A 22,262-nucleotide genomic window follows, 5' to 3' on the forward strand; every position below is an offset into this window, starting at 1 on the left:
CAGCTACAGGCCCCGGCTTGAGCGTGTTAATGAGAAAAAGTTCCCGCTGTCCGGTGCTGTTTCTGCGTCTTGCACCAAGTCTGCCTAGATGCATTCGTCTACACTTTTGTTCCGATTTTGCATGACACCTCACATATCTTTGTCGCTCTTGAGGTGACTTTAAAGAAGAGGCTGCGTCTTAAGTCTCGACATCCGGCAATGTTCAGGCGAGCGCCAGGGGAATATCGTCCCCGCGCCTGCCACTACGCCCATCGGAGTTACCCGTTCAACGAGCATGATGACGAGCGCACCTTGAGCATTTTCGCCAATGGTGCCTACTATTTATGACGTGCTCGATTGCGCGAGACCGGTGTGGTTTTTCTCGGTGTCCATCAGGCACAGGGTGGCGTAGATGTTCCTTCGCCGGAAAAACATCGGTAAGGTAGGGGTCAGAATTCAAGACCCGCGAGGAGTAGTGATGAGCGAGGCGTTGTCCATCCACCATGACCAGGCTGGTCATCAGTTCGAGACCAATGTGGACGGTCATCGTGCCTACCTGACCTATATGGATCTGGGGAAACAGACCCTGGATATCTATCGCACCTTCGTGCCGAACGCCCTGCGCGGCCGTGGCATTGCCGCAGCGCTGACCGAAAGCGCGCTGCAATACGCCGAAGAAATGGGTTATACGGTGATCCCGTCGTGCTCCTACGTCGAGCGCTACATGGAACGTCATCAGCGCCGCGCCGCCAAGATCTGAATCGCACACACAAAAACGCCGGGCATTGCCCGGCGTTTTTTTATGCCCGTGATACGTTTATCAGCTGCGCTGGCGTTTCGGCAGAACATCCTTGAGCTTGGCGTGCATGCTACGCAGGGTGTTCTCGGTGGCAGACCAGTCGATGCAGGCATCGGTGATCGACACGCCGTATTGCAGGTCGGCGAGGTCTTTCGGGATGGCCTGGCAGCCCCAGTTCAGATGGCTCTCGACCATCAGGCCAATGATCGACTGGTTGCCTTCGAGGATCTGGTTGGCGACGTTCTCCATCACCAGCGGTTGCAGGGCCGGATCCTTGTTGGAGTTGGCGTGGCTGCAATCGACCATGATGTTCGGCTTGATCTTCGCCTTGTTCAGCGCCTGCTCGCACAGGGCGACGCTGACCGAATCGTAGTTCGGCTTGCCGTTGCCGCCACGCAGCACCACGTGACCGTAGGCGTTGCCCTTGGTGGTGACGATCGACACGCCACCTTCCTGGTTGATACCGAGGAAACGGTGCGGGCTGGACACCGACTGCAAGGCGTTGATCGCCACGGTCAGGCCACCGTCGGTGCCGTTCTTGAAGCCGACCGCCGAGGACAGGCCGGATGCCATTTCACGGTGCGTCTGGGATTCGGTGGTACGTGCGCCGATGGCCGACCAGCTGATCAGGTCCTGCAGATACTGCGGGGAGATCGGGTCGAGGGCTTCAGTAGCCGTCGGCAGGCCTTTCTCGGCCAGGTCCAGCAGCAACTGGCGACCGATGTGCAGGCCGTCCTGAATCTTGAACGAGTCATCCAGGTACGGATCGTTGATCAGGCCTTTCCAGCCGACGGTGGTCCGTGGTTTCTCGAAATACACGCGCATGACCAGGTACAGGGTGTCGGAGACTTCCGCCGCCAGCACCTTGAGGCGATCGGCGTATTCGTGGGCAGCCTTGATATCGTGGATCGAGCACGGGCCGATCACTACGAACAGACGGTGGTCGGTGCCATCAAGAATGTTGCGAATGACTTCGCGGCCCTTGGTGACGGTGCGTAGCGCAGCATCGCTCAGAGGGATATCACGCTTGAGCTGATCGGGAGTGATCAGGGTCTCGTTAGAGGCGACGTTTAGGTCGTTGATCGGTAAATCAGCCATCGTTTACTCGTCAGGTCACGGGTGCCGGCCGCCAGCGATCCCCGCGCGGCGGAGCACAGCAGATTTAAGCGCGTCGGGGAGCCGAACCTTAGCGCGTCAGACGCGGCTCGACAATGGGCAAACGCGGCTTTAATCCAGCACTGGCTGGGCAAAAGCCTTGCGCACGCTGTCGTGGGAGAACTCGTCGGCGTGTTGTTCGACCCATTGCAGGGCCAGCGCCTGAATATCGTGCAGATCGTCGTGGGCCTCGTTCATGCGGCAATAACGTTCGATCTGGCACACCTGTTCGCCCATCCGGGCGATGAACAGTGTCTGCTCATCGGTGAATGCGATCCCCAGCAGATAGCCCTTTTTGCGCCGCAGGCACCACGCGACATAGCCCGGATAACAGATCTCGGCGTTGAGTGTCGGCATGCGCACTTGCAGCGCCGTGCCGTGGCGCCACGCGCGGTGATAATTGCAAGCGATCCCGCCGAGGCTGATAGTGTGCAGCTGTTGCCTGGAAATACACTCGGGCTTGAGCAAGATTAATTCAACCGGCACTTCGTCCGGATGAGGAATGAAACGTCCCATGAGCACAGACTCCCTGTGTCGGCCATTTGACATTGTTTCCCCCAGTATAGTGGTCGAATCCGAGCTGACCGATTTCGACGCCGACCAGCGGTTGCTGGCGATGAGCGGCGTTTCGCTGGTGATTTTCACCAGCGTCGGCTGTTCCAGCTGCCGCTATGCCAGAGAGGTTTTGCCCGGGTTCGAGCTGGCGGTGGATCGCCTGTGCTGGATCGATGCCGGCAACAACGGCGGGCTGGTGGAGCGCTATCAGGTCTTTCATTTGCCGGCGCTGTTCGTGGTGCGCGACGGCGAGTTCTTTGGGGCATTGCACACGCGCCTGACCGCCGATGCGCTGAACGCGGCCGAGGCGCAGGCGCTGGGTCGAATTGCAGAGGAGTTGCCTTAGATGGTGGGAGCAGACAGCAAACCGGTGATCGGGATTATCGGCACTGGGGCCATTGGCGGGTTTTACGGGTTGATGCTGGCGCGCGCCGGTTTCGATGTGCACTTTTTACTGCGCAGTGAATTCGCCGCAGTGGCCGAACGTGGTTTGCAGGTGGACAGTGCCGTGCATGGCACGCTGACGCTGAACCCGGTGCAGGCGTATGCGAAGGCCGAGGACATGCCGGCCTGCGACTGGTTGCTGGTCGGCGCCAAGACCACCAGCAGCGCAGGTCTGGCCCCGGCGATCATTGCCGCGGCCAAGCCCGACGCGAAAGTGCTGGTGCTGCAAAACGGTCTGGACGTTGAAGACAGCTTGCGTGAGTTGCTGCCCGATTCCCTGCATTTGCTTGGTGGTCTGTGCCTGATCTGCGTGCATCGCCAAGGTCCTGGACACATCACCCATCAGGCCTTGGGGGCGGTGAATGTCGGCTATCACAGTGGCCCGACAGCGGACGACGCGGCGCGCATGGCGATTGTCGAGGAGGGCGCCGGTCTGTTCCGCGCCGCTGGCATCGATTCGCAGGCGATGCCCAATCTGCATCAGGCACGCTGGCAGAAACTGGTGTGGAATATTCCCTACAACGGTCTTTCGGTGTTGCTCGGCGCCGGCACCACGCCGCTGATGGCCGACGCGGACAGTCGCGCGCTGATCCAGGCGTTGATGGCCGAAGTGGTGCAGGGCGCCAGGGCCTGTCGTCACGATATACCGCCCGGATATGCCGAGTACCTGTTCATGATGACCGAGAAAATGCCCGACTACTGGCCGAGCATGTACCACGATTTCCTGCACAAGCGGCCGCTGGAACTGGAAGCGATTTACGCTCGGCCCTTGGCCGCAGCCAAAGCGGCAGGGTGCGAACTGCCGCGTATCGAAGCGCTGTATCGCACCTTGAGTTTCATCGACCGACGCAACACCTGAGTCGGTTTTCTGGGGGGAGTGGGGGTAGGCATGGCCAAGAACATCGATGACAAACTGGTACTGGCGATTTCGTCTCGCGCCTTGTTCGACCTGAGCGAAAGCCACAAGGTCTATCTGGCGAGCGGCGTCGAAGCCTACCGGCAATACCAGATCGAACACGAAGACGAGATTCTCGCGCCCGGCGATGCGTTCCCGCTGGTGGAAAAACTCCTGAGCCTCAACAGTCGCCTCGACCGCGCCCGGGTCGAGGTGATTCTGGTCTCGCGCAACAGCGCCGACACCGGTCTGCGCGCGTTCAACTCGATCGATCATTATGGGCTGGACATCTCGCGGGCGGCCTTCGTCGGCGGGCGCAGTCCGTATCCCTATCTCAAAGCGTTTGGCTGTGACTTGTTTCTGTCCACTCATGCCGAGGATGTGCGCGCCGCGCTGGACGCCGGGTTTGCCGCGGCGACGATTCTCTCTGGCGGCGCCAGTCGTGCCGCCAGTGATGAGTTGCGCATCGCCTTCGACGGCGACGCGGTGCTGTTTTCCGATGAATCCGAGCGCGTTTATCAGGCCGGCGGGCTGCTGGCGTTTCAGGCCAAGGAACGTGAGTCGGCGCGCGAGCCATTGCGCGGTGGGCCGTTCAAGGGTTTTCTGGCGGCACTCAATGCGCTGCAACGCGAGTTTCCCGAAGACGACTGCCCGATCCGCACGGCGCTGGTCACCGCGCGTTCGGCGCCGGCCCATGAGCGGGTGATCCGTACCTTGCGTGAGTGGGATATCCGTCTCGACGAGTCGCTGTTTCTCGGCGGGCTGACCAAATCGGCGTTTCTCGAAGCCTTCGCTGCCGATGTGTTCTTCGACGATCAGACCGGCCACTGCGAGGCCGCCCGCGAAGTGGTTGCCACCGGTCACGTACCGCATGGCATCAGTAACGAACCGTCGATCTAAAGCCCCAGTGCTTCAAGACGTTGCGTCGCACGTCGTACTCGCCAAGGCACTGCTAAGCTGAATCAAATCTCCGCCATGTTGGCACGCGAGGAGGTCATATGATTCGTTCGATGCTGTATGCCACTGACCTCGGTCTGTACGCACCTTTAGTGATGCAGCATGCCCTGGCGCTGGCGCGGACATTCAATGCCGACTTGTATGTGGTGCATGCAGTGGAACCCATGGGGCTGTTTGCCGAATCGGTGTTGCAGAGTTATCTCGACGAGCAGGCATTGAACGAATTTCACAGTCAGGGTCTGAAAACAGTCATCGCCAATATCGAGCAACGGGTGCTGGACAGTTTTCGCGAAGAGCTGGGCGACGAAGGCGAGCAGGATCTGCAGCGGATTTGCGCGGTTCGGGTAGTGCAGGGCGATCCGGCGCAGGTGATTCTCGACCAGGTGCAGAAACTCTCTGTGGATTTGCTGATCGTAGGCACTCACAGCCACGGCGTAGGGGCGGAAACACCGTTGGGGCGCACGGCGACCCGGGTCCTGCAATTGGCCAAGGTGCCGGTTTATCTGGTGCCATTGGTGGAGCGTCGGCGCCGGGGGGATCGCTGAAGCGGGAATAATGGCCTTTTGATAAAAAAGTTCTAGATTTATTCATCAAACCATTAATATAGTTATATACCGTCGCTGATGCCCGTGGCGTCTACCTGCTTTGAGGGATACATATGAAGCTTCAACAACTGCGCTACATCTGGGAAGTGGCGCACCACGACCTCAACGTTTCCGCTACCGCCCAAAGCCTTTACACCTCGCAACCGGGTATCAGTAAACAGATCCGCCTGCTGGAAGACGAACTTGGCGTTGAAGTGTTTGCCCGCAGCGGCAAGCACCTGACCCGCGTCACCCCGGCCGGCGAGCGCATCATCACCACCGCAGGCGAAATCCTGCGCAAGGTCGAAAGCATCAAGCAGATTGCCCAGGAATTCTCCAACGAGAAAAAAGGCACCCTGTCGATCGCCACCACCCACACCCAGGCGCGTTATGCATTGCCGCCGGTGATCAGCAATTTCATCAAACAATACCCGGACGTGGCGCTGCACATGCACCAGGGTTCGCCGATGCAGATCGCCGAAATGGCCGCTGACGGCACCGTCGATTTCGCCATCGCCACCGAAGCGCTGGAGCTGTTCGGCGATCTGGTGATGATGCCGTGCTATCGCTGGAACCGCTGCGTGGTCGTGCCCCAGGGCCACCCGCTGACCAAGCTGCCGAAGCTGACCCTCGAAGCGCTGGCCGAATACCCGATCGTGACTTACGTGTTCGGTTTCACCGGCCGCTCGAAACTCGACGAAGCCTTCAGCCATCGTGGTCTGACGCCGAAAGTGGTGTTCACCGCGGCCGACGCCGACGTGATCAAAACCTATGTGCGTCTGGGCCTGGGTGTGGGCATCGTCGCCAAGATGGCGGTCGACACCAAACTCGATAACGACCTGGTGGTGCTGGATGCCAGCGAGCTGTTCGAGTCGAGCATCACCAAGATCGGTTTCCGTCGCGGCACTTTCCTGCGTGGTTTCATGTGCGACTTCATCGAAAAGTTCGCCCCGCACCTGACCCGCGAAGTGATGGCCAAAGCCATCCAGTGCCACAACAAGCAGGAACTGGAAGAGCTGTTCGACGGCGTCGAACTGCCGGTCCACTAAAACCCTGCCTCAAAGCACCTCGGTGACAGCAAACTGTTGCCGGGTGCCCGCCACCAGAATCTCTACCTCATCGCCTTCGAACTTGCCCAGCAGGCTTTTGCCCAGCGGCGAGCGCGGGGTGATGACGGTAATCGGCTGACCCACCACATCGACTTTCAGGCCCGCCGCATCCGGCGCCAGAAACAGCCATTGCTCGCGACCCTTTTCGTCTTCCAGACCGAGCAGGGCGCCGATCTCGATGCCGCGATTTTCGTCGTAGGCGCGCAGCGTCAGGTTCTGGCACAGCGCCAGTGACTGACGGATTTCCTCGACCCGTTTCGCCTGACCCGCTGCCAGATAAGACGCCTCAAGCCCGAGCGTGTCGTACTTGTTCTCGGCGATGTTCTCTTCGTGGGTCGCGGTTTCATAAGCGGTCTGCGCGGCGCGCTCGGCGATGTCGAGGTCGACGCGCAGTTTGTCGAGGATCAGTTGGTGGACGGTGTGCTTGTTCATGATCAATCGCAGAATTGCAAAACGTTGGCGCGGCTCTTTTCGCTCGGCGCGGTCTGGTCCTGTTGCAGCCAGAACTGGCACTTGGGATTCGACTGGTTGCGACTGCTGCCGCGAGCCTGATCCAGACGTGCCTGCTGCTCGTTCTTGCGCAGGTTTTCTTCGTACTGCTCGAACAGCGGGCTCTGTGGCGGAGTGTCCGGTTGTACCTGGACGGCCGCTGGCGGCTTGGCCAGTTGCTGCACCGCCTGAGCGACAGGCGCCAGTTGTTCGGTGAACACCAGGCGCGAGAGCAGCCAGCAGGTCAGGGCGATGGCCAGAAAGCCCAGCCACATGCCCAGGGCAATGCTGCCGGTCAGTTGCAGCGCGCTAAGCTGAACGGGCAACGGGCGACGCGGATTGGGACGATAGGGCATGGCTGCCTCCTGGCGGATGATTGCGGGCAAGTGGCGATTGTCGCACGAAGATTAATCGCCGTCGGCTCTTCTGCGCGAGGTCATTTATGCGGACAATCAGCGCTTTTGCCAACGGGAGTCTTTGCATGCCGGTATCGAAAACCCGCTGGGATATTTTTTGCACCGTGGTCGACAATTATGGCGACATCGGCGTGACCTGGCGTCTGGCCCGGCAACTGGTGGCCGAACACGGGCTGGCGGTGCGCCTGTGGGTCGATGACCTGCGCGCCTTCGAACGTATCTGCCCCGAGATCGACATCAACCTTGCGCAACAATCGCAGCAGGGTGTCGAGGTGCGGCACTGGCCGAGCGACTGGCCGCAGACGGAGGCGGCGGACGTGGTGATCGCCGCATTTGCCTGCCAACTGCCAACGGCGTACATGGATGCCATGACCGAGCGGCAACAGCCGCCGCTGTGGATGAACCTCGATTACCTCAGCGCCGAAGACTGGGTCACCGGCTGTCACGGTTTGCCGTCGGTGAAGTACAAGTCGGTACAGAAATTCTTTTTCTTTCCTGGATTTCAGCCGGGGACGGGCGGCTTGCTGCGTGAAAGCGGTCTGCTTGAGCGGCGTCGGCAATTTCAGCAGGATGCAGTTGCGCAGCGACAATTCCTGCAAGGCCTGGGCGTCGATCGCGCAGCGGACGCACAGCTGATCTCGTTGTTTGCCTACGAAAATGCCGGGCTGGCCAGTTGGCTGGATGTGTTGGCGGCCGATAGCACGCCGACTCATCTGCTGGTGCCGGAGGGACGGATTCTCGGTGATGTTGCGCGCTGGCTCGGGGTCGATGCATTGGCTGTCGGCGATCTGGACGTGCGTCAGGCGCTGACGGTGCAGGTGCTGCCGTTCGTCCGTCAGGATCAATACGATCAGTTGCTGTGGTGCTGCGATTTCAACGCGGTGCGCGGTGAAGACTCGTTCGTCCGGGCGCAGTGGGCCGGGCGACCGATGCTCTGGCACATCTATCAACAGGACGAAGACATCCACCTCGACAAGCTCGATGCCTTTCTTGCGTTGTATACGAAAGGGCTTTCATCGGCCGCTGCCGAGGCGATGAACGGTCTGTGGCGGGCCTGGAGTGCCGGGCAACCGATCGGCGAGCACTGGCTGGAGGCTCGTAAACACTGGCCAGAACTGCAGGACAACGCCGAGCAATGGTGTCTGGAACAAGGCTTGCAGGCGGATCTTGCCACGGCGCTGGTACAGTTTTACCTAAATTGGATATGATACGCGGCCTAGATTTTTGTAAATCCCATCCAAATTCGGATATTCGCAATGAAAACTGGTAAAGAACTCAAACCCGGTACCGTGATCCGTATCGACAACGATCCTTGGCTGGTTCAGAAAGCTGAATTCACCAAGTCGGGCCGTAACAGCGCGATCATGAAGACCAAGCTGAAGAACCTGCTGACCGGTTACAAGACCGAAACCGTTTACGGTGCGGACGACAAACTGGACGACGTAATCCTCGACCGCAAAGAAGCGACCCTGTCCTTCATCAGCGGCGACACCTACACGTTCATGGACACTACTGACTACACCATGTACGAGCTGAACGCCGAAGACATCGAAAGCGTTCTGCCTTTCGTTGAAGAAGGCATGACCGACGTTTGCGAAGCCGTGTTCTTCGAAGAGCGTCTGGTTTCCGTAGAGCTGCCGACCACTATCGTGCGCGTAGTTGACTACACCGAAGGTTCGGCTCGCGGCGACACTTCCGGCAAAGTAATGAAGCCAGCCAAGCTGGCTAACGGTACCGAGCTGCAAGTTGCTGACTTCATCGAAATCGGTGACAAGATCGAAATCGACACCCGCGAAGGCGGTTCCTACAAAGGCCGTGCCAAATAAGCACTGCTTTTTACGGAAAGAAAAAGCCCGACCATCGAGTCGGGCTTTTTTGTGCCTGCGTTTTGCGCTTCACGCCTGTCCCCTGTGGGAGCGAGCCTGCTCGCGAATGCGTTCTGTCAGTCAGCACATAACCGGATGACACACCGCTTTCGCGAGCAGGCTCGCTCCCACAATGGGATGGTGGTTACTTCAAGTGTTGCTTGAGTTCCTCAGACGCCTGCAACATCGCCGAACGCACCGCCGGCACCTGGCTGACTACGTTGAGCAAGCCGTAATCGTGAATCATGCCGTTGTACCGTACCGACGTTACCGCTACACCCGCCTCGTCGAGTTTGCGTGCGTACGCTTCACCTTCATCACGCAATACATCGGCGCTGGCGGTCTGCACCAGTGCTGGCGGCAGGCCCTTCAATTGCGCGGTGGTTGCTCGCAACGGCGAGGCATAGATCTCGTTACGCTGTTTGGCATCGGTGGTGTAGTTGTCCCAGAACCACTTCATCATGTTGCGTGTGAGGAAGTGCCCTTCGGCGTACTGGTTATACGAGCCCGTGTCGAAACTGGCGTCCGTCACAGGCCACAGCAGTACCTGGAATCTGATCGCCGGGGTGCCTTGGTCTTTGGCCATCAGCGCCACCACGGCCGCCATGTTACCGCCGACACTGTTGCCCGCCACGGCCAGACGCTGGCCGTCGACATTGATCTCTTTACCGTGCTCGGCGACCCACTTTGTCGCGGCGTAGGCCTGGTTGATCGCCACCGGGTAATGCGCTTCCGGAGACGGCGTGTAATTGACGAAGACTGCCGCCGCGCCCGAACCGACCACCAGATCGCGCACCAGCCGTTCGTGGGTCGGGAAATCGCCCAACACCCAGCCGCCACCATGGAAGAACATGAACACCGGCAGTTCGCCCTTGACCCCGGCCGGCCGGACGATGGTCAGCTGCAACGGTTGGCCATTGACCTGAATGGTCTTCTCGCTGACGTCTGCTTTGGGCAGCGTCAGCTTGACCCCCGACTGCGCGCCGACCAGCACGGCGCGGGCGTCTTTGGGTGTCAGCTGTTCTATCGGCTTGCCGGTGCCGGCATTCAACACATCGAGAAAGGCCTGAGTGTTGTGTTCGACATCACCGGCGAACGCACTGTGGATGGACAGGGCGAGAAGGGTACCGGTCAAGACTTTGCTGAAAGTGTTCATGTTCATTTCCTGTTCGGGCCTGGGGCGTCAGTGCTTAAACGGTGACGTGCAGACGTACGTCAACGTTGCCACGGGTGGCGTTGGAGTACGGGCAGACCTGGTGCGCCGCGTCGACCAGTGTCTGCGCGTCGGCTTGTTCCAGACCCGGGAGACTGATGTGCAGGTCAATGTCCAGACCGAAGCCGCCAGGGATCTGGCCGATACCGACATGAGCGGTGATCGAGGCGTCGTCGGGGATTTTGCGTTTGGTCTGGCTGGCGACGAATTTCAGTGCGCCGATGAAGCAGGCCGAGTAACCGGCAGCGAACAGTTGCTCAGGGTTGGTCGCTGCGCCGCCGGCACCGCCGAGTTCTTTCGGGGTGGCGAGTTTGACGTCGAGGATGTTGTCGCTGGAGATCGCACGACCGTCACGGCCGCCAGTGGAGGTTGCGATTGCGGTGTAGAGAGTTTGCATGGTGTGAGCCTCGTTGAGTGTCTGTTTTTGCGCTAATTGTTTGCGCGCTAAGTAAGTGCGAGGTGAATGTAGCTCGCTAATGTTTAGTGCGCAAGATAATTTTCTGAAAAATATGCGCTTCGACGAAGGACTGGTTCGTTTGGTTAGCCTGGAAGGCGCGGTTTAGAGAGGATGGCGGGAAGGTCAGGCGTGGAAAAATATTTTTCAGACAACGAGATTACCTGTAGGAGTGAGCCTGCTCGCGATAGCGGTGCAGCAGTCAACACGATGGCGGCGCGTTCACCGCTATCGCGAGCGGGCTCACTCCTACAGTGGCGGGCTCAGGCCAAACTGTTTTGCAGATGGTTGCGCAGGGCTTGCAACTCAGATTGAAGATTCTGCAGGCGTTCGAGGGTGAAACCACTGGCGCCGAGGATGCATTGTGGAATGGTTTGCGCCTTGTCGCGCAGTGCTCGACCTTGCTCGGTCAACTCGACAATCACCACACGCTCATCTTCACAACTGCGCGTGCGGCTGAGCAAGCCTTCACCTTCCAGCCTTTTGAGCAGCGGGGTCAGCGAGCCAGGATCGGTCAACAACCGCGTGCTGATTTCGCCGACGGTCAAACCATCCTTTTCCCACAGCACCATCATCGCCAGATACTGTGGATAGGTCAGGCCCAGCGCTTGTAACAGTGGCTTGTAGACCTTGGTCATCATCAGCGAAGTGGAATGCAGGGCGAAGCACGCCTGATTGTCGAGCAGCAGGTCGTCGCAGGTATCGCGTTCGGTAGTCATGGCAAAGCCTTGTTCGGTGATGGGCTTGAATCTAGCGCCCGAATGTTTAATGCGCCAGATAATTATCCAGAATCTAGTGCCGGCCCAGCTCGCGCTGTAGCGCCAGATCCCACGGCGGAACCGGGCTGAAGCGGGTTTTGAGGTATTCCAGGAGCAAGCGGCTGCGCGAATTGGTTTGCTGTTCCATGCGCAATGCATAAATGCCGGTGCTCTCCGGTTGTGGCAGACCGCTCTCGCAGAACAGCGGCAACAGCTCGCCGCGCAGCAGGTACTCACTGGCCAGCCAGGTCGGCAAATGCGCGATGCCCAGCCCGGCGAGTGCACCGCACACCAGCGCTTCGGCATTGTTGGCGCTCATGCGGATGCGCGCGGGGCGATGCAGTTGCATCTGCCCGTCCTGTTCGAAACGCCAGGCGAAGGGCGGGGCAAGACCTTCCCAATCCAGCCCGTCATGTTCACTCAACTGCGCAGGATGGCTCGGTGCGCCACGGCGCTTGAGATAGTCGGGGCTGGCACAGGCAATGCGCACCATGCTCGCCAGCGGCGTGGCGACCAGCCGCGTATCGGCCATTTGCCCGGCGCGCAGCACCAGATCGACTTTGCCCAGATTCGAGCCGTGCATATCGATGAAGCTGTCGATCAGGTGCAACTGCACGTCGAGGCCCGGGTACAGCACCAGAAAGTCAGCGATGACCGGCGCGAGATGGCGGCGACCAAAAGCGGCCGGGGCATCGATGCGGATCAAGCCTTCCGGCGCACTGCTCAACGACACCGCTTCGGCACGGGCCAATTGCAACTCGTTGACGATGCGCCGTGCCCGCTCGGCAAACGCCAGACCCGCCGGGGTGGCCCGCACCGCGTGGGTGCTGCGAATAAACAACTGGCTGCCGACCGCACTTTCCAGGCTGTCAATGCGCCGCGCCACGGCAGAGGGCGTCAGCGGATGACGACGGGACGCCGCAGAAAAACTGCCGCTTTCCAGCACATCGAGAAACAGCCCGAGCTGATCGGTCAATTGATTTGGATTCATAAGTGCTTCGGTGTTTGTGCGAAATTGGCATAGCCATTGTGCGTTGCTGTGCGTTTCCCCGCCAGCCTCGACTGCGTAGGATGAGTTGCCTGACGGATGAGGACATCGCTGTGATCGAGTTTTTGTTGTACCTGCTGTTTGGCGCCGCCCTTGGAACCCTGGGCGGGATCTTCGGCATTGGCGGTGGTTTGATCGCCATTCCGCTGCTGGGCGTGTGGTTCGGCCTCGATCAGCAGATCGCCCAAGGCACGGCGCTGGTGATGGTGGTGCCCAACGTGATGCTGGCGCTGTGGCGCTATCATCAGCGTAATCGCATCGAGCTGCGTCATGCGCTGCCGTTGGCTGTGATGGGTTTTTGCTTTGCGTGGATCGGTTCGATCTGGGCGGTGGGCATCGATGCGCAAACCATGCGTATCGGCTTTGTCGCCTTCCTCGTGGTGCTCTCGGCGTACAACCTGCTGAAGATGTTCGGCAAGAAAACCGCCGTGACCTCCGAGATGCGTTACTCATGGCCATGGCTCGGTGTGCTGGGCGCAGCGTCCGGAACCATGGGTGGTCTGTTCGGTGTCGGCGGGGCCGTGGTGGCAACGCCGGTGCTGACCAGCCTGTTCGGCACCAGCCAAGTGGTTGCCCAGGGCCTGTCGCTGGCGCTGGCGTTGCCCAGCACTGGCGTGACCCTGGTGACCTACGCCGTACATCACGAAGTGGACTGGATGATCGGCCTGCCGTTGGCCATTGGCGGTCTGGCCAGCATCAGTTGGGGTGTGAAAGTCGCCCACGCCATGCCGGAAAAGCTCTTGCGCGGGCTGTTTTGCGGCTTTCTGGTGCTGTGCGCGGTGATGCTCGCCTTTAAAGTTTGAAGCCTTCGACGATGTGCTCGGCCAGGCATTCGGTGATCGGCGACGGATTGTTCAGGTTGCGGATCAGCATGATGCTGGCCTCGGGCAACAGCGGCAGATCCTCGGCAGCGCCGAGAATGCGCATGTCCGGGGTGATCAGGCTCTCCAGTTGCGCGGTGATCGCCAGACCCGCGCTCACCACCGCCATCAGCGCCGACAGACTGGTGCTGTTGTAGGCGATGCGGTAGTCGCGGCCCATCGCGTCCAGCGCATTGCACGCCCACAAACGGCAGAAGCAATCACTGTTGAACATCGCCAGCGGCAACGGCGTCTGCTCGTGGGCGCTGAAGTTCTGCGCTTCGGCCCAGACGAAACGTTCCTTGCGCAGCAACTGGCCGATCTCGTTGCCCGGCTCGCGGGTGACGATCGACAAGTCCAGATCGGTGCGCTGCAACAACTGTTTGCTGGACTCGCAATGCACTTCGATCTGGATCAGCGGGTAGAACTGAGCGAACCGCGACAGGATCCCCGGCAGAAACCGCATCACGTAATCGTCCGGCGTACCGATGCGCACGGTGCCGACCATGTGCGGCTCGCGCAGGGTGTTGAACACTTCGCTGTGCAATTTCAGGATGCGCCGCGCATAACCCAGCAGCACTTGGCCCTCGGCGGTCAGGCGTACCTGGCGGCCGTCACGTTCGAACAGTTGGCGTTGCAGCACATCTTCTTCCAGCCGCTTCATCTGCATGCTTACGGCCGATTGCGTGCGATTGACCATCTCGCCGGCGCGAGTGAACCCGCCCTGATCGGCAATCGCGACGAAGGTGCGCAGGACATCGGTATCGATACTGGGGTAGGCCGACAATTGATGAATCTCCGTGATGAATGCCATCAGAAACATTCGTTGGATTGATCTTAGCGCCAGCGCGAGACTTGAGCCATCCACAAGGAGGGCAACACGATGAAAGGTCAAAGAGAGTATGTAGACGACACAAGATTTTCCGGCCACGGCCATATCGTTTCCGATCTGCTGCACAAGTTTAGCCGCTGGTATGAACTGCACCGTGAACGCGAGATGCTCGCCAGTCTGAGCGACGAAGCGTTGAAGGACATCGGGGTCAGCCGTGCCGATGTCGAACACGAGGCCATCCGGCCGTTCTGGGACGATCCGATGCATAAATGATCAGGGCCTTACTACACAAACCACTTTCAGGTGAGGTAGGTTGCGAGCAGACAAGGAGATGCTCATGCCCGCGACTCTGGCCTTTTCCCTCAAACAGGCGCGACGACTGGCGCTGGCTGCCCAAGGGTTCAACGGGCGCCAGCCGCCAACCGTCCGTGCGCCGCAGCTCAACCGTCTGATCGAACGGCTGGGCCTGTTGCAGATCGATTCTGTCAATGCCGTGGTGCGCTCGCACTACCTGCCGCTGTTTTCCCGTCTGGGTTCCTATTCTTCTGATCTGCTCGACCAGGCTGCCTGGAGTTCGGGGCGTCGGCGCACGCTGTTCGAATACTGGGGCCATGAAGCGTCGTTGCTGCCGCTGGCGATGTATCCGCTGATGGGCTGGCGGATGCAGCGCGCCAGAAATGGCAGAGACATTTATCAGCAACTGGCGAAGTTTGGTCTTGAGCAGCAGGACGTTGTACGCCGGGTTTTAAGCGCGGTTGAGGAGCGGGGCGCATTGGGTGCTGGCAGCCTGTCGACCCGCGTGGACAAGGCCGGGCAATGGTGGGATTGGAGCGCGGAAAAGCATGCGCTGGAGTGGTTGTTCGCCGCCGGTGAAGTGACCGTCGCCGGACGCCGCGGTTTTGAGCGTTTGTATGATTTGCCGGAGCGGGTGATCCCGACGTCGATTCTGCAGCAGCCGCTGCCGGATGAGGCCGAAGCGCAACGCGGTTTGCTGCTGCACGCGGCTCAGGCGCTCGGCATCGGCACGGAAAAGGATCTGCGCGATTATTTCCGCTTGAGCCCGGCCGATGCGCGACCGCGTCTGGCGGAGCTGGTCGAGGACGGGCAATTGCAGACCTGCGAAGTCGCTGGCTGGCGACAGATCGCCTACTGCCTGCCGCAGCCGAAAGTCCCACGTAAAGTCATCGCCAGTGCGCTGTTGTCACCGTTCGATTCGCTGATCTGGGAGCGCAGTCGCACCGAGCGCTTGTTCGATTTTCGCTATCGACTGGAGATCTATACGCCGCAGGACAAGCGGGTCTACGGCTATTACGTGTTGCCGTTTCTGCACAACGAGCGGATTGCCGCGCGGGTCGATCTGCGCGCCGAGCGAGCGTCGGGGCGGTTGGCGGTGCATGCAGTGCACGAGGAAGAGCCGGGGCTGGATGACGAGGGGATGCTGGCGCTGGCGTTGAATTTGCGGCAGATGGCGGATTGGCTGGGGCTTGGGCGGGTGCAACTGAATTGTCAGCGTGAGAGTGCGGGGCGGTTGCGGGTGGCATTGGCTGAAATCTGTAGTGACTGAGCGGGCCTCTTCGCGAGCAAGCCCGCTCCCACATGGGTTTTGTGTCGTTCACAAATCCAGTGTGGGAGCGAGCTTGCTCGCGAAAGCAGCGATGCGGTCTAGCGGCGAACTTGTTTCAGCGTTTCGGCTATGAGGAACGCCAGTTCCAGCGACTGATCGGCATTCATCCGCGGGTCACAGTGGGTGTGATAACGATCCGACAGCCCATCTTCAGTGATCGGCCGCGCGCCACCGATGCACTCGGTGACGTTCTGCCCGGTCATCTCGATGTGAATCCCGCCGGCATAAGTGCCTTCGGCTTCGTGCACCTGGAAAAACTGCTTCACTTCTCCAAGGATCTGCGCGAAGTCGCGAGTCTTGTAGCCGCTGCTGGCTTTTATGGTGTTGCCATGCATCGGGTCGGAGCTCCACAGCACCTGCTTGCCTTCACGCTGGACCGCGCGGATCAGCGCCGGCAGGTGATCGCCGACCTTGTTCGCGCCCATCCGCGCAATCAGGTTCAGGCGGCCCGGATCGTTGTCCGGGTTGAGCACGTCGATCAGGCGGATCAGGTCGTCCGGGTTCATGCTCGGGCCGACTTTCACCCCGATCGGGTTGTTCACCCCACGCAGGAATTCGACGTGAGCGCCGTCGAGCTGACGGGTGCGGTCGCCGATCCACAGCATGTGCGCCGAGCAATCGTAGTAATCGTTGGTCAGGCTGTCGCGGCGCACGAAGGCTTCTTCGTAGTTCAGCAGCAGCGCTTCGTGGGCGGTGAAGAAACTGGTTTCGCGCAGTTGCGGCGAACTGTCCATGCCACAGGCGCGCATGAACGCCAGGGTTTCATCGATGCGGTCGGCGAGGTGGCTGTATTTTTCGGCCAGTGCCGAGTTGGCGATGAAGTCCAGGTTCCATTTGTGCACCTGATGCAAGTCGGCAAAACCGCCCTGGGCGAAGGCGCGCAACAGGTTCAGGGTGGCGGTGGACTGGTGATAGGACTGCAGCAGGCGCTCCGGATCCGGCACGCGGCTCTTTTCGTCGAAACCGATGCCGTTGACGATGTCGCCCCGGTAGGCCGGCAGGGTCACGCCGTCGATGGTTTCATCGTTGGCCGAGCGCGGTTTGGCGAACTGGCCGGCCATGCGCCCGACCTTGACCACCGGGCAACCGGCGGCGAAAGTCATGACGATCGCCATTTGCAGCAGCACTTTAAAAGTGTCGCGAATCTTTGCGGCGGAGAATTCGGCGAAGCTTTCCGCGCAATCGCCGCCCTGCAGCAGGAACGCCCGGCCCTGAGTCACTTCGGCAAACTGCCGGCGCAGCTCGCGCGCTTCGCCGGCAAACACCAGCGGCGGATAGCTGGCCAGGGTCTGCTCGACCTGGCGCAGATGCGCCGCGTCAGGGTATTGGGGTTGTTGCTGGATCGGCAGGGCGCGCCAGCTGTCAGGGCTCCACGGTTGGCTCATCACGGTCTCTAATTGGTTCTACGCACGGGAAGCCCATGGTAGCAGCAATTAGTGCGTGACCTGCTCCCGCCCCATCACCGACAATCGCCGCTTTGCCACGGCGCCGGAGCGGTGCCATCGCGTCACCGCGCCCGGTGACCATCAGGAGACGAAATGACTGAGGAGCGCGTCGAGCTGTTGCTCGCCGAGGTACAGGATGAGTTCGGCGTGATTCGCGTGCTGGAAGTGGCCGATTACCGCTTTCTGGAATTCGGCGATGCCATCGAGCAGAGCTGTGTGTTCACCGCCGATCCGAGCTGGCTGGAATACGACTACACCCGGGCGATGCTGATTGGCGCGTTGTGCCACGAACACCCGGAAAGTGCGCTGTTTCTCGGCCTCGGTGCCGGCACACTGACCCAGGCCTGCCTCAAGTTCCTGCCGCTGGAAGACGTCGAAGCCATCGAGCTGCGCCCGGACGTGCCGCGCCTGGCGATTGAGTATCTCGGCCTGGATGACGACCCGCGCCTTTACATTCGGGTCGGCGATGCGCTGGAACTGCTACCAACGGCCGAGCCTGCGGATCTGATCTTTGTCGACCTGTACACCGATGTCGGCCCGGGTGTCGGGCACCTGGCCTGGAGTTTTCTCGGCGACTGTCAGAAGCGTCTGAACCCGGGCGGCTGGCTGGTGATCAACCAGTGGGCCACCGATGACGGCAAACCGTTGGGCGCGGCGTTGTTGCGCGGGCTCTATCACCGGCATTACTGGGAGCTGCCGGTGAAGGAGGGCAATGTGATTCTGATTGTGCCGGCGGATCTCGATCAGGAGCTGGACATGCAGGCGCTGACCGCCCGCGCCGAAGTGCTGGCTCCACGGCTGGGTTATTCGCTGCAGTCGTTGATCAAGGCGATTCGCCCGGCGACTTGAGTGGTCGGTGATGGCCCCTTCGCGAGCAAGCCAGCTCCCACACTTGAAATGCATTCCAAATGTGGGAGCGAGCTTGCTCGCGAATAGGGCCTGAAGAACACCCGTTTTCTCAGATCCCTTTGAAGACTCCAGGGCGCCGCTCCACCAGCGACCGCACCCCCTCCTTGGCATCCTCACTCCCCAGTAACTTTTTCACCAGCGCCGGCAACCCCTGAGCCGCCGCCGTCTCACCTTCATAGCGCGCCTGGCGCGCCGACATCAGTGTCGCCTGCACCCCCAACGGTGCCTGCCGGGCGATCCGTTCGGCCAACTCAATAGCCCGCGGCAGCAGGTCCTCACTGGCCATCACTTCCTGGACCAAACCCAGACGCAACGCATCGTGGGCATCAAACTCATCGCCGGTCAGCAACCAGCGCATCGCGTTGCCCCAACCGGCCACCTGGTGAAAGCGCAATGTCGCGCCACCAAACGGAAAGATGCCCCGCTGCACTTCCATTTGCGCGAAGCGGGTATTGCTCGCGCACAGGTTGATGTCTGCGGCCAGCATCAACTCGATACCGATGGTCAGGCAGTAGCCCTGCGCGGCAACAATCACCGGTTTGCTCACTCGCGGCCCGACAAAAACACCCCATGGGTCGCAACCGCCGGTCGGAACCTGCCAGCCTTCGGCGAGGGCGGCGCTGGCGTTGAGCAGATCCAGACCGGCGGTAAAGTGCTCGCCATGCCCGAACACCACCGCCACCCGCGCCTCGCTGTCGGTCTCGAACTCGCCGTAGGCCAGGCTCAAATCGTTGAGCAGATCGAGGTCGAAGGCGTTGCGTTTGGCGGCCCGGTCAAGGCCGATCAGGTGGACATGGCCACGACGTTCACGGCTGACGCGGCCGGGGCAGGGCTGATTCATGGAGGGATCCTCGGGCGGGAAGGGCAGGTGCAGCGACGGTATGCCGCACATCGGTGAATCGTTTAAGCGTCATCGCCCGCAAGGCCGGGCCTTTGAAAAATAGACCTTCACACGATTATCCGCAAAACCCCGTTGAACAGCGCTGACACACGGATTCAGGCGATAAAAAAAGCTCCCTTTTTGGGCAAAATCCGGTATAGTGCGCGCCGGCCTTTAACCGGGCCGCGTTTAGGTAGCGCAATTTCCCGAAGTCAGCTTCGGCTGCACGTCCGCATTGCGGGCTCTTCCTGGACGATTCTTTTTTTCATTCATTCGTTTTCGCAAATCCCCGCCGACAAAGCTGCCAGGGCGACTCTTGAGTCTCAACACGGCATGCGCAGCTTTGGAGCATGGGTCTTTGCGGATGCACTTAGAGGCAGACCCATGACCCAGGAAACCGGCGGATTCGCCGCTTTTAATCTTAACCCGAATATTCTTGCAGCCGTCGCAGCGACCGGCTACGAAGAGCCTTCGGCGATTCAGCAGCAATCGATCCCGATCATCATGGCCGGCCAGGATATGATTGGCCAGGCGCAAACCGGTACCGGTAAAACCGCCGCGTTCGCACTGCCTATTCTGCACCGCATCGATCCTGCCAAGCGCGAACCGCAAGCCCTGATCCTGGCGCCAACCCGAGAGTTGGCGCTGCAAGTAGCAACCGCTTTTGAAACCTACGCCAAGCAAATGCCAGGCGTCACCGTTGTTGCCGTTTACGGCGGCGCACCGATGGGCCCGCAACTCAAGGCTATCCGTAATGGCGCACAGATTGTTGTCGCTACCCCGGGCCGTCTGTGTGACCACCTGCGTCGCGACGAGAAAGTGCTGTCGACCGTGAACCATCTGGTTCTCGACGAAGCTGACGAAATGTTGAAGCTGGGCTTCATGGATGACCTGGAAGTCATCTTCAAGGCTCTGCCAGCGACCCGTCAGACCGTTCTGTTCTCGGCGACCCTGCCGCAGTCGATCCGCGCCATTGCCGAACGCCATCTGCGCGATCCGCAACACGTGAAGATCCAGACCAAGACCCAGACCGTTACCGCGATCGAACAGGCTCACCTGTTGGTTCACGCTGACCAGAAGACCTCCGCCGTCCTCAGCTTGCTGGAAGTGGAAGACTTCGACGCGCTGATCATGTTCGTGCGCACCAAACAAGCGACCCTGGATCTGGCCAGTGCCCTCGACGCCAAAGGCTACAAGGCCGCTGCGCTGAACGGTGACATCGCCCAGAACCAGCGTGAGCGCGTCATCGACTCGCTGAAAGATGGCCGCCTGGACATCGTTGTCGCAACCGACGTGGCTGCCCGTGGTCTGGACGTTCCGCGCATCACCCACGTATTCAACGTGGACATGCCGTACGACCCGGAATCCTACGTGCACCGTATCGGCCGTACTGGCCGTGCCGGTCGCGAAGGTCGTGCGCTGCTGCTGGTGACTCCACGTGAGCGCCGCATGCTGCAAGTGATCGAGCGTGTCACCGGTCAGAAGGTTGCCGAAGTGCGTCTGCCGGACGCTCAGGCTGTTCTCGATGCACGCATCAAGAAACTGACCAACAGCCTGTCGCCGCTGGTTGCTGATGCCGAGTCGACTCACGGCGATCTGCTGGATCGTCTGACTGCCGACATCGGTTGCACGCCGCGTGCTCTGGCTGCAGCTCTGCTGCGCAAGGCGACCAACGGTCAAGCGCTGAACCTGGCTGCGATCGAGAAGGAACGCCCGCTGGTGCCGAACAACGCACCGCGTGGCGACCGTCCTGAGCGTTCCGGTGATCGTCCTGAGCGTGGTGACCGCGAGCGTCGCGCGCCAATGCCTCTGGGCGAAGGTCGTGCCCGTTGCCGTACCGCGCTGGGTGCGCGTGACGGTATCGCCGCCAAGAACCTGCTGGGCGCCATCCTCAACGAAGGTGGTCTGGCCCGCGAAGCGATCGGTCGCATCCAGGTGCGTGACAGCTTCAGCCTCGTCGAGCTGCCGGAAGATGGTCTGGACAAACTCCTGACCAAGCTGAAGGACACTCGCGTCGCTGGCAAGCAGCTGAAACTGCGTCGCTATCGCGAAGATTGATCCGCCCTTGGGCTGATTGATCGAACATGAAAAATCCCCGACTGGTTCGGGGATTTTTTTTGCCTGCTTTTTGCCTTTGTGGGAGCGAGCTTGCTCGCGAAGACGTCACCCGAAACGATAGATATCCATACCCAGTGCACCCATCGTGAAGCCTTTATGCGCTACGCGAAACTCACCTCCCGCACCCCGCGCAAAATACAACGGCAACAAATGCTCATCACTCGGATGGCTGCGCACCGCATTGGGCGCCTGCTGACGATAATCATGCAGTGCCGCCTCATCGTCGGCCGCCAGCTTGTCGATCATCCAGTCGCGGAAGTCCTGTGCCCACGGCTCGACGCTTTCCGGGCCGGCACGCCAGTCCAGTTCGCGCAGGTTGTGGGTGATGCTGCCGGAGCCGATCAGCAAAATACCCTGCTCGCGCAGACTCGCCAGCGCCTGCCCGACACGAGTTTGCAGCACCGGGCCATCGCGACTTGGCAGTGACACCTGCACCACCGCAATATCCGCCTGTGGATACATCAGCGACAGCGGCACCCACACGCCGTGATCGAACGGACGCTGCGAATCAAGACGTGCCGGCAGATGCGCGGCGTCAAGCAATTCAGCCACCTCGGCTGCCAGTTGCGGATCGCCCGGTGCCGGGTACTGCACTTCGAAAAGGGCACGCGGGAAGCCGCCGAAATCGTGCCAGGTTTCCGGACGAGGATTGCTGCTGACCAGCAGCTCCTGGCTTTCCCAGTGGGCAGAGACGATCACGATGGCTTTCGGCCGCGGCAGTTCGGCCGCCAGACGCGCCAGCGCCGGGCCACTGGCACCGGGCTCCAGGGCCAGCATCGGTGAGCCGTGGGAGATAAACAGGCTGGGAAACATGGAAAGGTTCCTGAGCGGTAAGATGGCCTCATCTTCAGTCAGATCATTGATCTAAATCTAA

The 22,262-nt window shown here is 60.5% G+C and carries 25 protein-coding genes; 13 read left to right on the forward strand and 12 right to left on the reverse strand.

What is annotated here, in order from left to right:
• Nucleotides 1-457: 457 nt before the first annotated feature.
• Nucleotides 458-739 (forward strand): GNAT family N-acetyltransferase, encoded by a 282-nt coding sequence (locus CKW11_RS09445; protein ID WP_003226804.1) that lies wholly within the window; start codon nt 458-460, stop codon nt 737-739.
• A gap of 60 nt (nt 740-799) precedes the next feature.
• On the opposite strand, the gene CKW11_RS09450 is transcribed toward CKW11_RS09445, so the two are convergent.
• Together CKW11_RS09450 and CKW11_RS09455 are read right to left on the reverse strand one after the other, a co-directional pair.
• On the reverse strand, nt 800-1,876 hold the full coding sequence (locus CKW11_RS09450) for a 3-deoxy-7-phosphoheptulonate synthase (protein WP_007908583.1): 1,077 nt from the start codon (nt 1,874-1,876) through the stop codon (nt 800-802).
• Nucleotides 1,877-2,005: 129 nt separating this feature from the next.
• Nucleotides 2,006-2,449: a PilZ domain-containing protein gene (locus CKW11_RS09455; protein ID WP_095137295.1), complete on the reverse strand. Its 444-nt coding sequence runs from the start codon at nt 2,447-2,449 to the stop codon at nt 2,006-2,008.
• On the opposite strand from CKW11_RS09455, the gene CKW11_RS09460 reads away from it, so the two are divergent.
• The 5 genes from CKW11_RS09460 to cysB all read left to right on the forward strand — a co-directional run bounded on the left by CKW11_RS09460 (nt 2,448) and on the right by cysB (nt 6,417).
• Entirely contained in the window at nt 2,448-2,834 is a 387-nt protein-coding gene (locus CKW11_RS09460) for a co-chaperone YbbN (RefSeq protein WP_095137296.1), read from the forward strand. The genes CKW11_RS09455 and CKW11_RS09460 overlap by 2 nt on opposite strands.
• On the forward strand, nt 2,835-3,791 hold the full coding sequence (locus tag CKW11_RS09465; protein ID WP_095137297.1) for a putative 2-dehydropantoate 2-reductase: 957 nt from the start codon (nt 2,835-2,837) through the stop codon (nt 3,789-3,791). It abuts the gene before it with no gap.
• A 30-nt stretch (nt 3,792-3,821) separates the two neighbouring features.
• A complete protein-coding gene (locus CKW11_RS09470) occupies nt 3,822-4,727 on the forward strand; it encodes a 5'-nucleotidase (RefSeq protein ID WP_027613454.1) in 906 nt (301 codons plus the stop codon).
• A gap of 98 nt (nt 4,728-4,825) precedes the next feature.
• Complete coding sequence (locus CKW11_RS09475) at nt 4,826-5,329, forward strand: universal stress protein (RefSeq protein WP_027613453.1); 504 nt, start codon at nt 4,826-4,828, stop codon at nt 5,327-5,329.
• A gap of 113 nt (nt 5,330-5,442) precedes the next feature.
• Nucleotides 5,443-6,417 carry an HTH-type transcriptional regulator CysB gene (gene cysB / locus CKW11_RS09480; protein WP_007908591.1) on the forward strand — a complete coding sequence of 325 codons (975 nt, stop codon included), beginning with the start codon at nt 5,443-5,445 and terminating at the stop codon, nt 6,415-6,417.
• 9 nt (nt 6,418-6,426) lie between these two features.
• Here cysB and CKW11_RS09485 read toward each other — a convergent pair whose 3' ends face one another.
• Nucleotides 6,427-6,909, reverse strand: coding sequence for a GreA/GreB family elongation factor (locus CKW11_RS09485; RefSeq protein WP_003226791.1), 483 nt, complete (start codon nt 6,907-6,909; stop codon nt 6,427-6,429).
• 2 nt (nt 6,910-6,911) lie between these two features.
• Nucleotides 6,912-7,322: a hypothetical protein gene (locus CKW11_RS09490; protein ID WP_095137298.1), complete on the reverse strand. Its 411-nt coding sequence runs from the start codon at nt 7,320-7,322 to the stop codon at nt 6,912-6,914.
• A 125-nt stretch (nt 7,323-7,447) separates the two neighbouring features.
• On the opposite strand from CKW11_RS09490, the gene earP reads away from it, so the two are divergent.
• Together earP and CKW11_RS09500 are read left to right on the forward strand one after the other, a co-directional pair.
• A complete protein-coding gene (gene earP / locus CKW11_RS09495) occupies nt 7,448-8,590 on the forward strand; it encodes an elongation factor P maturation arginine rhamnosyltransferase EarP (protein ID WP_095137299.1) in 1,143 nt (380 codons plus the stop codon).
• Between the two features lie 48 nt (nt 8,591-8,638).
• Nucleotides 8,639-9,208, forward strand: coding sequence for an elongation factor P (locus tag CKW11_RS09500; protein ID WP_047599842.1), 570 nt, complete (start codon nt 8,639-8,641; stop codon nt 9,206-9,208).
• 184 nt (nt 9,209-9,392) lie between these two features.
• On the opposite strand, the gene CKW11_RS09505 is transcribed toward CKW11_RS09500, so the two are convergent.
• The 4 genes from CKW11_RS09505 to CKW11_RS09520 form a co-directional block, all read right to left on the reverse strand.
• Complete coding sequence (locus tag CKW11_RS09505; protein WP_095137300.1) at nt 9,393-10,403, reverse strand: alpha/beta hydrolase; 1,011 nt, start codon at nt 10,401-10,403, stop codon at nt 9,393-9,395.
• A 34-nt stretch (nt 10,404-10,437) separates the two neighbouring features.
• Nucleotides 10,438-10,857 carry an organic hydroperoxide resistance protein gene (locus tag CKW11_RS09510; RefSeq protein WP_027613448.1) on the reverse strand — a complete coding sequence of 140 codons (420 nt, stop codon included), beginning with the start codon at nt 10,855-10,857 and terminating at the stop codon, nt 10,438-10,440.
• 320 nt (nt 10,858-11,177) lie between these two features.
• Nucleotides 11,178-11,633 (reverse strand): MarR family winged helix-turn-helix transcriptional regulator, encoded by a 456-nt coding sequence (locus tag CKW11_RS09515; RefSeq protein ID WP_095137301.1) that lies wholly within the window; start codon nt 11,631-11,633, stop codon nt 11,178-11,180.
• Between the two features lie 73 nt (nt 11,634-11,706).
• Nucleotides 11,707-12,663 (reverse strand): LysR family transcriptional regulator, encoded by a 957-nt coding sequence (locus CKW11_RS09520; RefSeq protein ID WP_095137302.1) that lies wholly within the window; start codon nt 12,661-12,663, stop codon nt 11,707-11,709.
• A 110-nt stretch (nt 12,664-12,773) separates the two neighbouring features.
• Here CKW11_RS09520 and CKW11_RS09525 point away from each other — a divergent pair, with 110 nt between their 5' ends.
• Nucleotides 12,774-13,523 carry a sulfite exporter TauE/SafE family protein gene (locus CKW11_RS09525; RefSeq protein ID WP_177439994.1) on the forward strand — a complete coding sequence of 250 codons (750 nt, stop codon included), beginning with the start codon at nt 12,774-12,776 and terminating at the stop codon, nt 13,521-13,523.
• Here the strand turns inward: CKW11_RS09525 and CKW11_RS09530 are convergent.
• A complete protein-coding gene (locus tag CKW11_RS09530) occupies nt 13,513-14,367 on the reverse strand; it encodes a LysR substrate-binding domain-containing protein (RefSeq protein WP_025113145.1) in 855 nt (284 codons plus the stop codon). The genes CKW11_RS09525 and CKW11_RS09530 overlap by 11 nt on opposite strands.
• A gap of 96 nt (nt 14,368-14,463) precedes the next feature.
• On the opposite strand from CKW11_RS09530, the gene CKW11_RS09535 reads away from it, so the two are divergent.
• Together CKW11_RS09535 and CKW11_RS09540 are read left to right on the forward strand one after the other, a co-directional pair.
• Complete coding sequence (locus tag CKW11_RS09535; protein WP_095137304.1) at nt 14,464-14,685, forward strand: DUF1127 domain-containing protein; 222 nt, start codon at nt 14,464-14,466, stop codon at nt 14,683-14,685.
• A 64-nt stretch (nt 14,686-14,749) separates the two neighbouring features.
• On the forward strand, nt 14,750-15,976 hold the full coding sequence (locus CKW11_RS09540; RefSeq protein ID WP_095137305.1) for a winged helix-turn-helix domain-containing protein: 1,227 nt from the start codon (nt 14,750-14,752) through the stop codon (nt 15,974-15,976).
• A 98-nt stretch (nt 15,977-16,074) separates the two neighbouring features.
• Here the strand turns inward: CKW11_RS09540 and CKW11_RS09545 are convergent, their stop codons facing one another.
• Nucleotides 16,075-17,421 (reverse strand): class II 3-deoxy-7-phosphoheptulonate synthase, encoded by a 1,347-nt coding sequence (locus CKW11_RS09545; protein WP_007964815.1) that lies wholly within the window; start codon nt 17,419-17,421, stop codon nt 16,075-16,077.
• 153 nt (nt 17,422-17,574) lie between these two features.
• Here CKW11_RS09545 and CKW11_RS09550 point away from each other — a divergent pair, with 153 nt between their 5' ends.
• Nucleotides 17,575-18,330, forward strand: a complete 756-nt coding sequence (locus tag CKW11_RS09550; protein WP_095137306.1) for a spermidine synthase — start codon at nt 17,575-17,577, stop codon at nt 18,328-18,330.
• Nucleotides 18,331-18,439: 109 nt separating this feature from the next.
• Here the strand turns inward: CKW11_RS09550 and CKW11_RS09555 are convergent, their stop codons facing one another.
• Entirely contained in the window at nt 18,440-19,231 is a 792-nt protein-coding gene (locus CKW11_RS09555) for a crotonase/enoyl-CoA hydratase family protein (RefSeq protein WP_095137307.1), read from the reverse strand.
• A 423-nt stretch (nt 19,232-19,654) separates the two neighbouring features.
• Between CKW11_RS09555 and CKW11_RS09560 the strand changes: the two genes are divergently transcribed.
• Nucleotides 19,655-21,328 (forward strand): DEAD/DEAH box helicase, encoded by a 1,674-nt coding sequence (locus CKW11_RS09560; protein WP_095137308.1) that lies wholly within the window; start codon nt 19,655-19,657, stop codon nt 21,326-21,328.
• 105 nt (nt 21,329-21,433) lie between these two features.
• Here CKW11_RS09560 and CKW11_RS09565 read toward each other — a convergent pair whose 3' ends face one another.
• The gene (locus tag CKW11_RS09565) at nt 21,434-22,201 is read right to left on the reverse strand and encodes a class III extradiol ring-cleavage dioxygenase (protein WP_095137309.1); all 768 of its coding nucleotides are present in this window, start codon (nt 22,199-22,201) and stop codon (nt 21,434-21,436) included.
• Nucleotides 22,202-22,262: the final 61 nt, after the last annotated feature.

Source organism: Pseudomonas sp. Irchel s3a10 (assembly GCF_900187525.1).
Lineage (GTDB): Bacteria > Pseudomonadota > Gammaproteobacteria > Pseudomonadales > Pseudomonadaceae > Aquipseudomonas > Aquipseudomonas koreensis_G.

Excerpts from the sequence above, each read along its gene's own strand:
- CKW11_RS09445 (WP_003226804.1), top strand. The coding sequence starts at position 458 with ATGAGCGAGGCGTTGTCCATCCACCATGACCAGGCTGGTCATCAGTTC.
- CKW11_RS09450 (WP_007908583.1), bottom strand. The coding sequence starts at position 1,876 with ATGGCTGATTTACCGATCAACGACCTAAACGTCGCCTCTAACGAGACC.
- CKW11_RS09460 (WP_095137296.1), top strand. The coding sequence starts at position 2,448 with ATGAGCACAGACTCCCTGTGTCGGCCATTTGACATTGTTTCCCCCAGT.
- CKW11_RS09455 (WP_095137295.1), bottom strand. The coding sequence starts at position 2,449 with ATGGGACGTTTCATTCCTCATCCGGACGAAGTGCCGGTTGAATTAATC.
- CKW11_RS09465 (WP_095137297.1), top strand. The coding sequence starts at position 2,835 with ATGGTGGGAGCAGACAGCAAACCGGTGATCGGGATTATCGGCACTGGG.
- CKW11_RS09470 (WP_027613454.1), top strand. The coding sequence starts at position 3,822 with ATGGCCAAGAACATCGATGACAAACTGGTACTGGCGATTTCGTCTCGC.
- CKW11_RS09475 (WP_027613453.1), top strand. The coding sequence starts at position 4,826 with ATGATTCGTTCGATGCTGTATGCCACTGACCTCGGTCTGTACGCACCT.
- cysB (WP_007908591.1), top strand. The coding sequence starts at position 5,443 with ATGAAGCTTCAACAACTGCGCTACATCTGGGAAGTGGCGCACCACGAC.
- CKW11_RS09485 (WP_003226791.1), bottom strand. The coding sequence starts at position 6,909 with ATGAACAAGCACACCGTCCACCAACTGATCCTCGACAAACTGCGCGTC.
- CKW11_RS09490 (WP_095137298.1), bottom strand. The coding sequence starts at position 7,322 with ATGCCCTATCGTCCCAATCCGCGTCGCCCGTTGCCCGTTCAGCTTAGC.
- earP (WP_095137299.1), top strand. The coding sequence starts at position 7,448 with ATGCCGGTATCGAAAACCCGCTGGGATATTTTTTGCACCGTGGTCGAC.
- CKW11_RS09500 (WP_047599842.1), top strand. The coding sequence starts at position 8,639 with ATGAAAACTGGTAAAGAACTCAAACCCGGTACCGTGATCCGTATCGAC.
- CKW11_RS09505 (WP_095137300.1), bottom strand. The coding sequence starts at position 10,403 with ATGAACACTTTCAGCAAAGTCTTGACCGGTACCCTTCTCGCCCTGTCC.
- CKW11_RS09510 (WP_027613448.1), bottom strand. The coding sequence starts at position 10,857 with ATGCAAACTCTCTACACCGCAATCGCAACCTCCACTGGCGGCCGTGAC.
- CKW11_RS09515 (WP_095137301.1), bottom strand. The coding sequence starts at position 11,633 with ATGACTACCGAACGCGATACCTGCGACGACCTGCTGCTCGACAATCAG.
- CKW11_RS09520 (WP_095137302.1), bottom strand. The coding sequence starts at position 12,663 with ATGAATCCAAATCAATTGACCGATCAGCTCGGGCTGTTTCTCGATGTG.
- CKW11_RS09535 (WP_095137304.1), top strand. The coding sequence starts at position 14,464 with ATGAAAGGTCAAAGAGAGTATGTAGACGACACAAGATTTTCCGGCCAC.
- CKW11_RS09540 (WP_095137305.1), top strand. The coding sequence starts at position 14,750 with ATGCCCGCGACTCTGGCCTTTTCCCTCAAACAGGCGCGACGACTGGCG.
- CKW11_RS09545 (WP_007964815.1), bottom strand. The coding sequence starts at position 17,421 with ATGAGCCAACCGTGGAGCCCTGACAGCTGGCGCGCCCTGCCGATCCAG.
- CKW11_RS09550 (WP_095137306.1), top strand. The coding sequence starts at position 17,575 with ATGACTGAGGAGCGCGTCGAGCTGTTGCTCGCCGAGGTACAGGATGAG.
- CKW11_RS09555 (WP_095137307.1), bottom strand. The coding sequence starts at position 19,231 with ATGAATCAGCCCTGCCCCGGCCGCGTCAGCCGTGAACGTCGTGGCCAT.
- CKW11_RS09560 (WP_095137308.1), top strand. The coding sequence starts at position 19,655 with ATGACCCAGGAAACCGGCGGATTCGCCGCTTTTAATCTTAACCCGAAT.
- CKW11_RS09565 (WP_095137309.1), bottom strand. The coding sequence starts at position 22,201 with ATGTTTCCCAGCCTGTTTATCTCCCACGGCTCACCGATGCTGGCCCTG.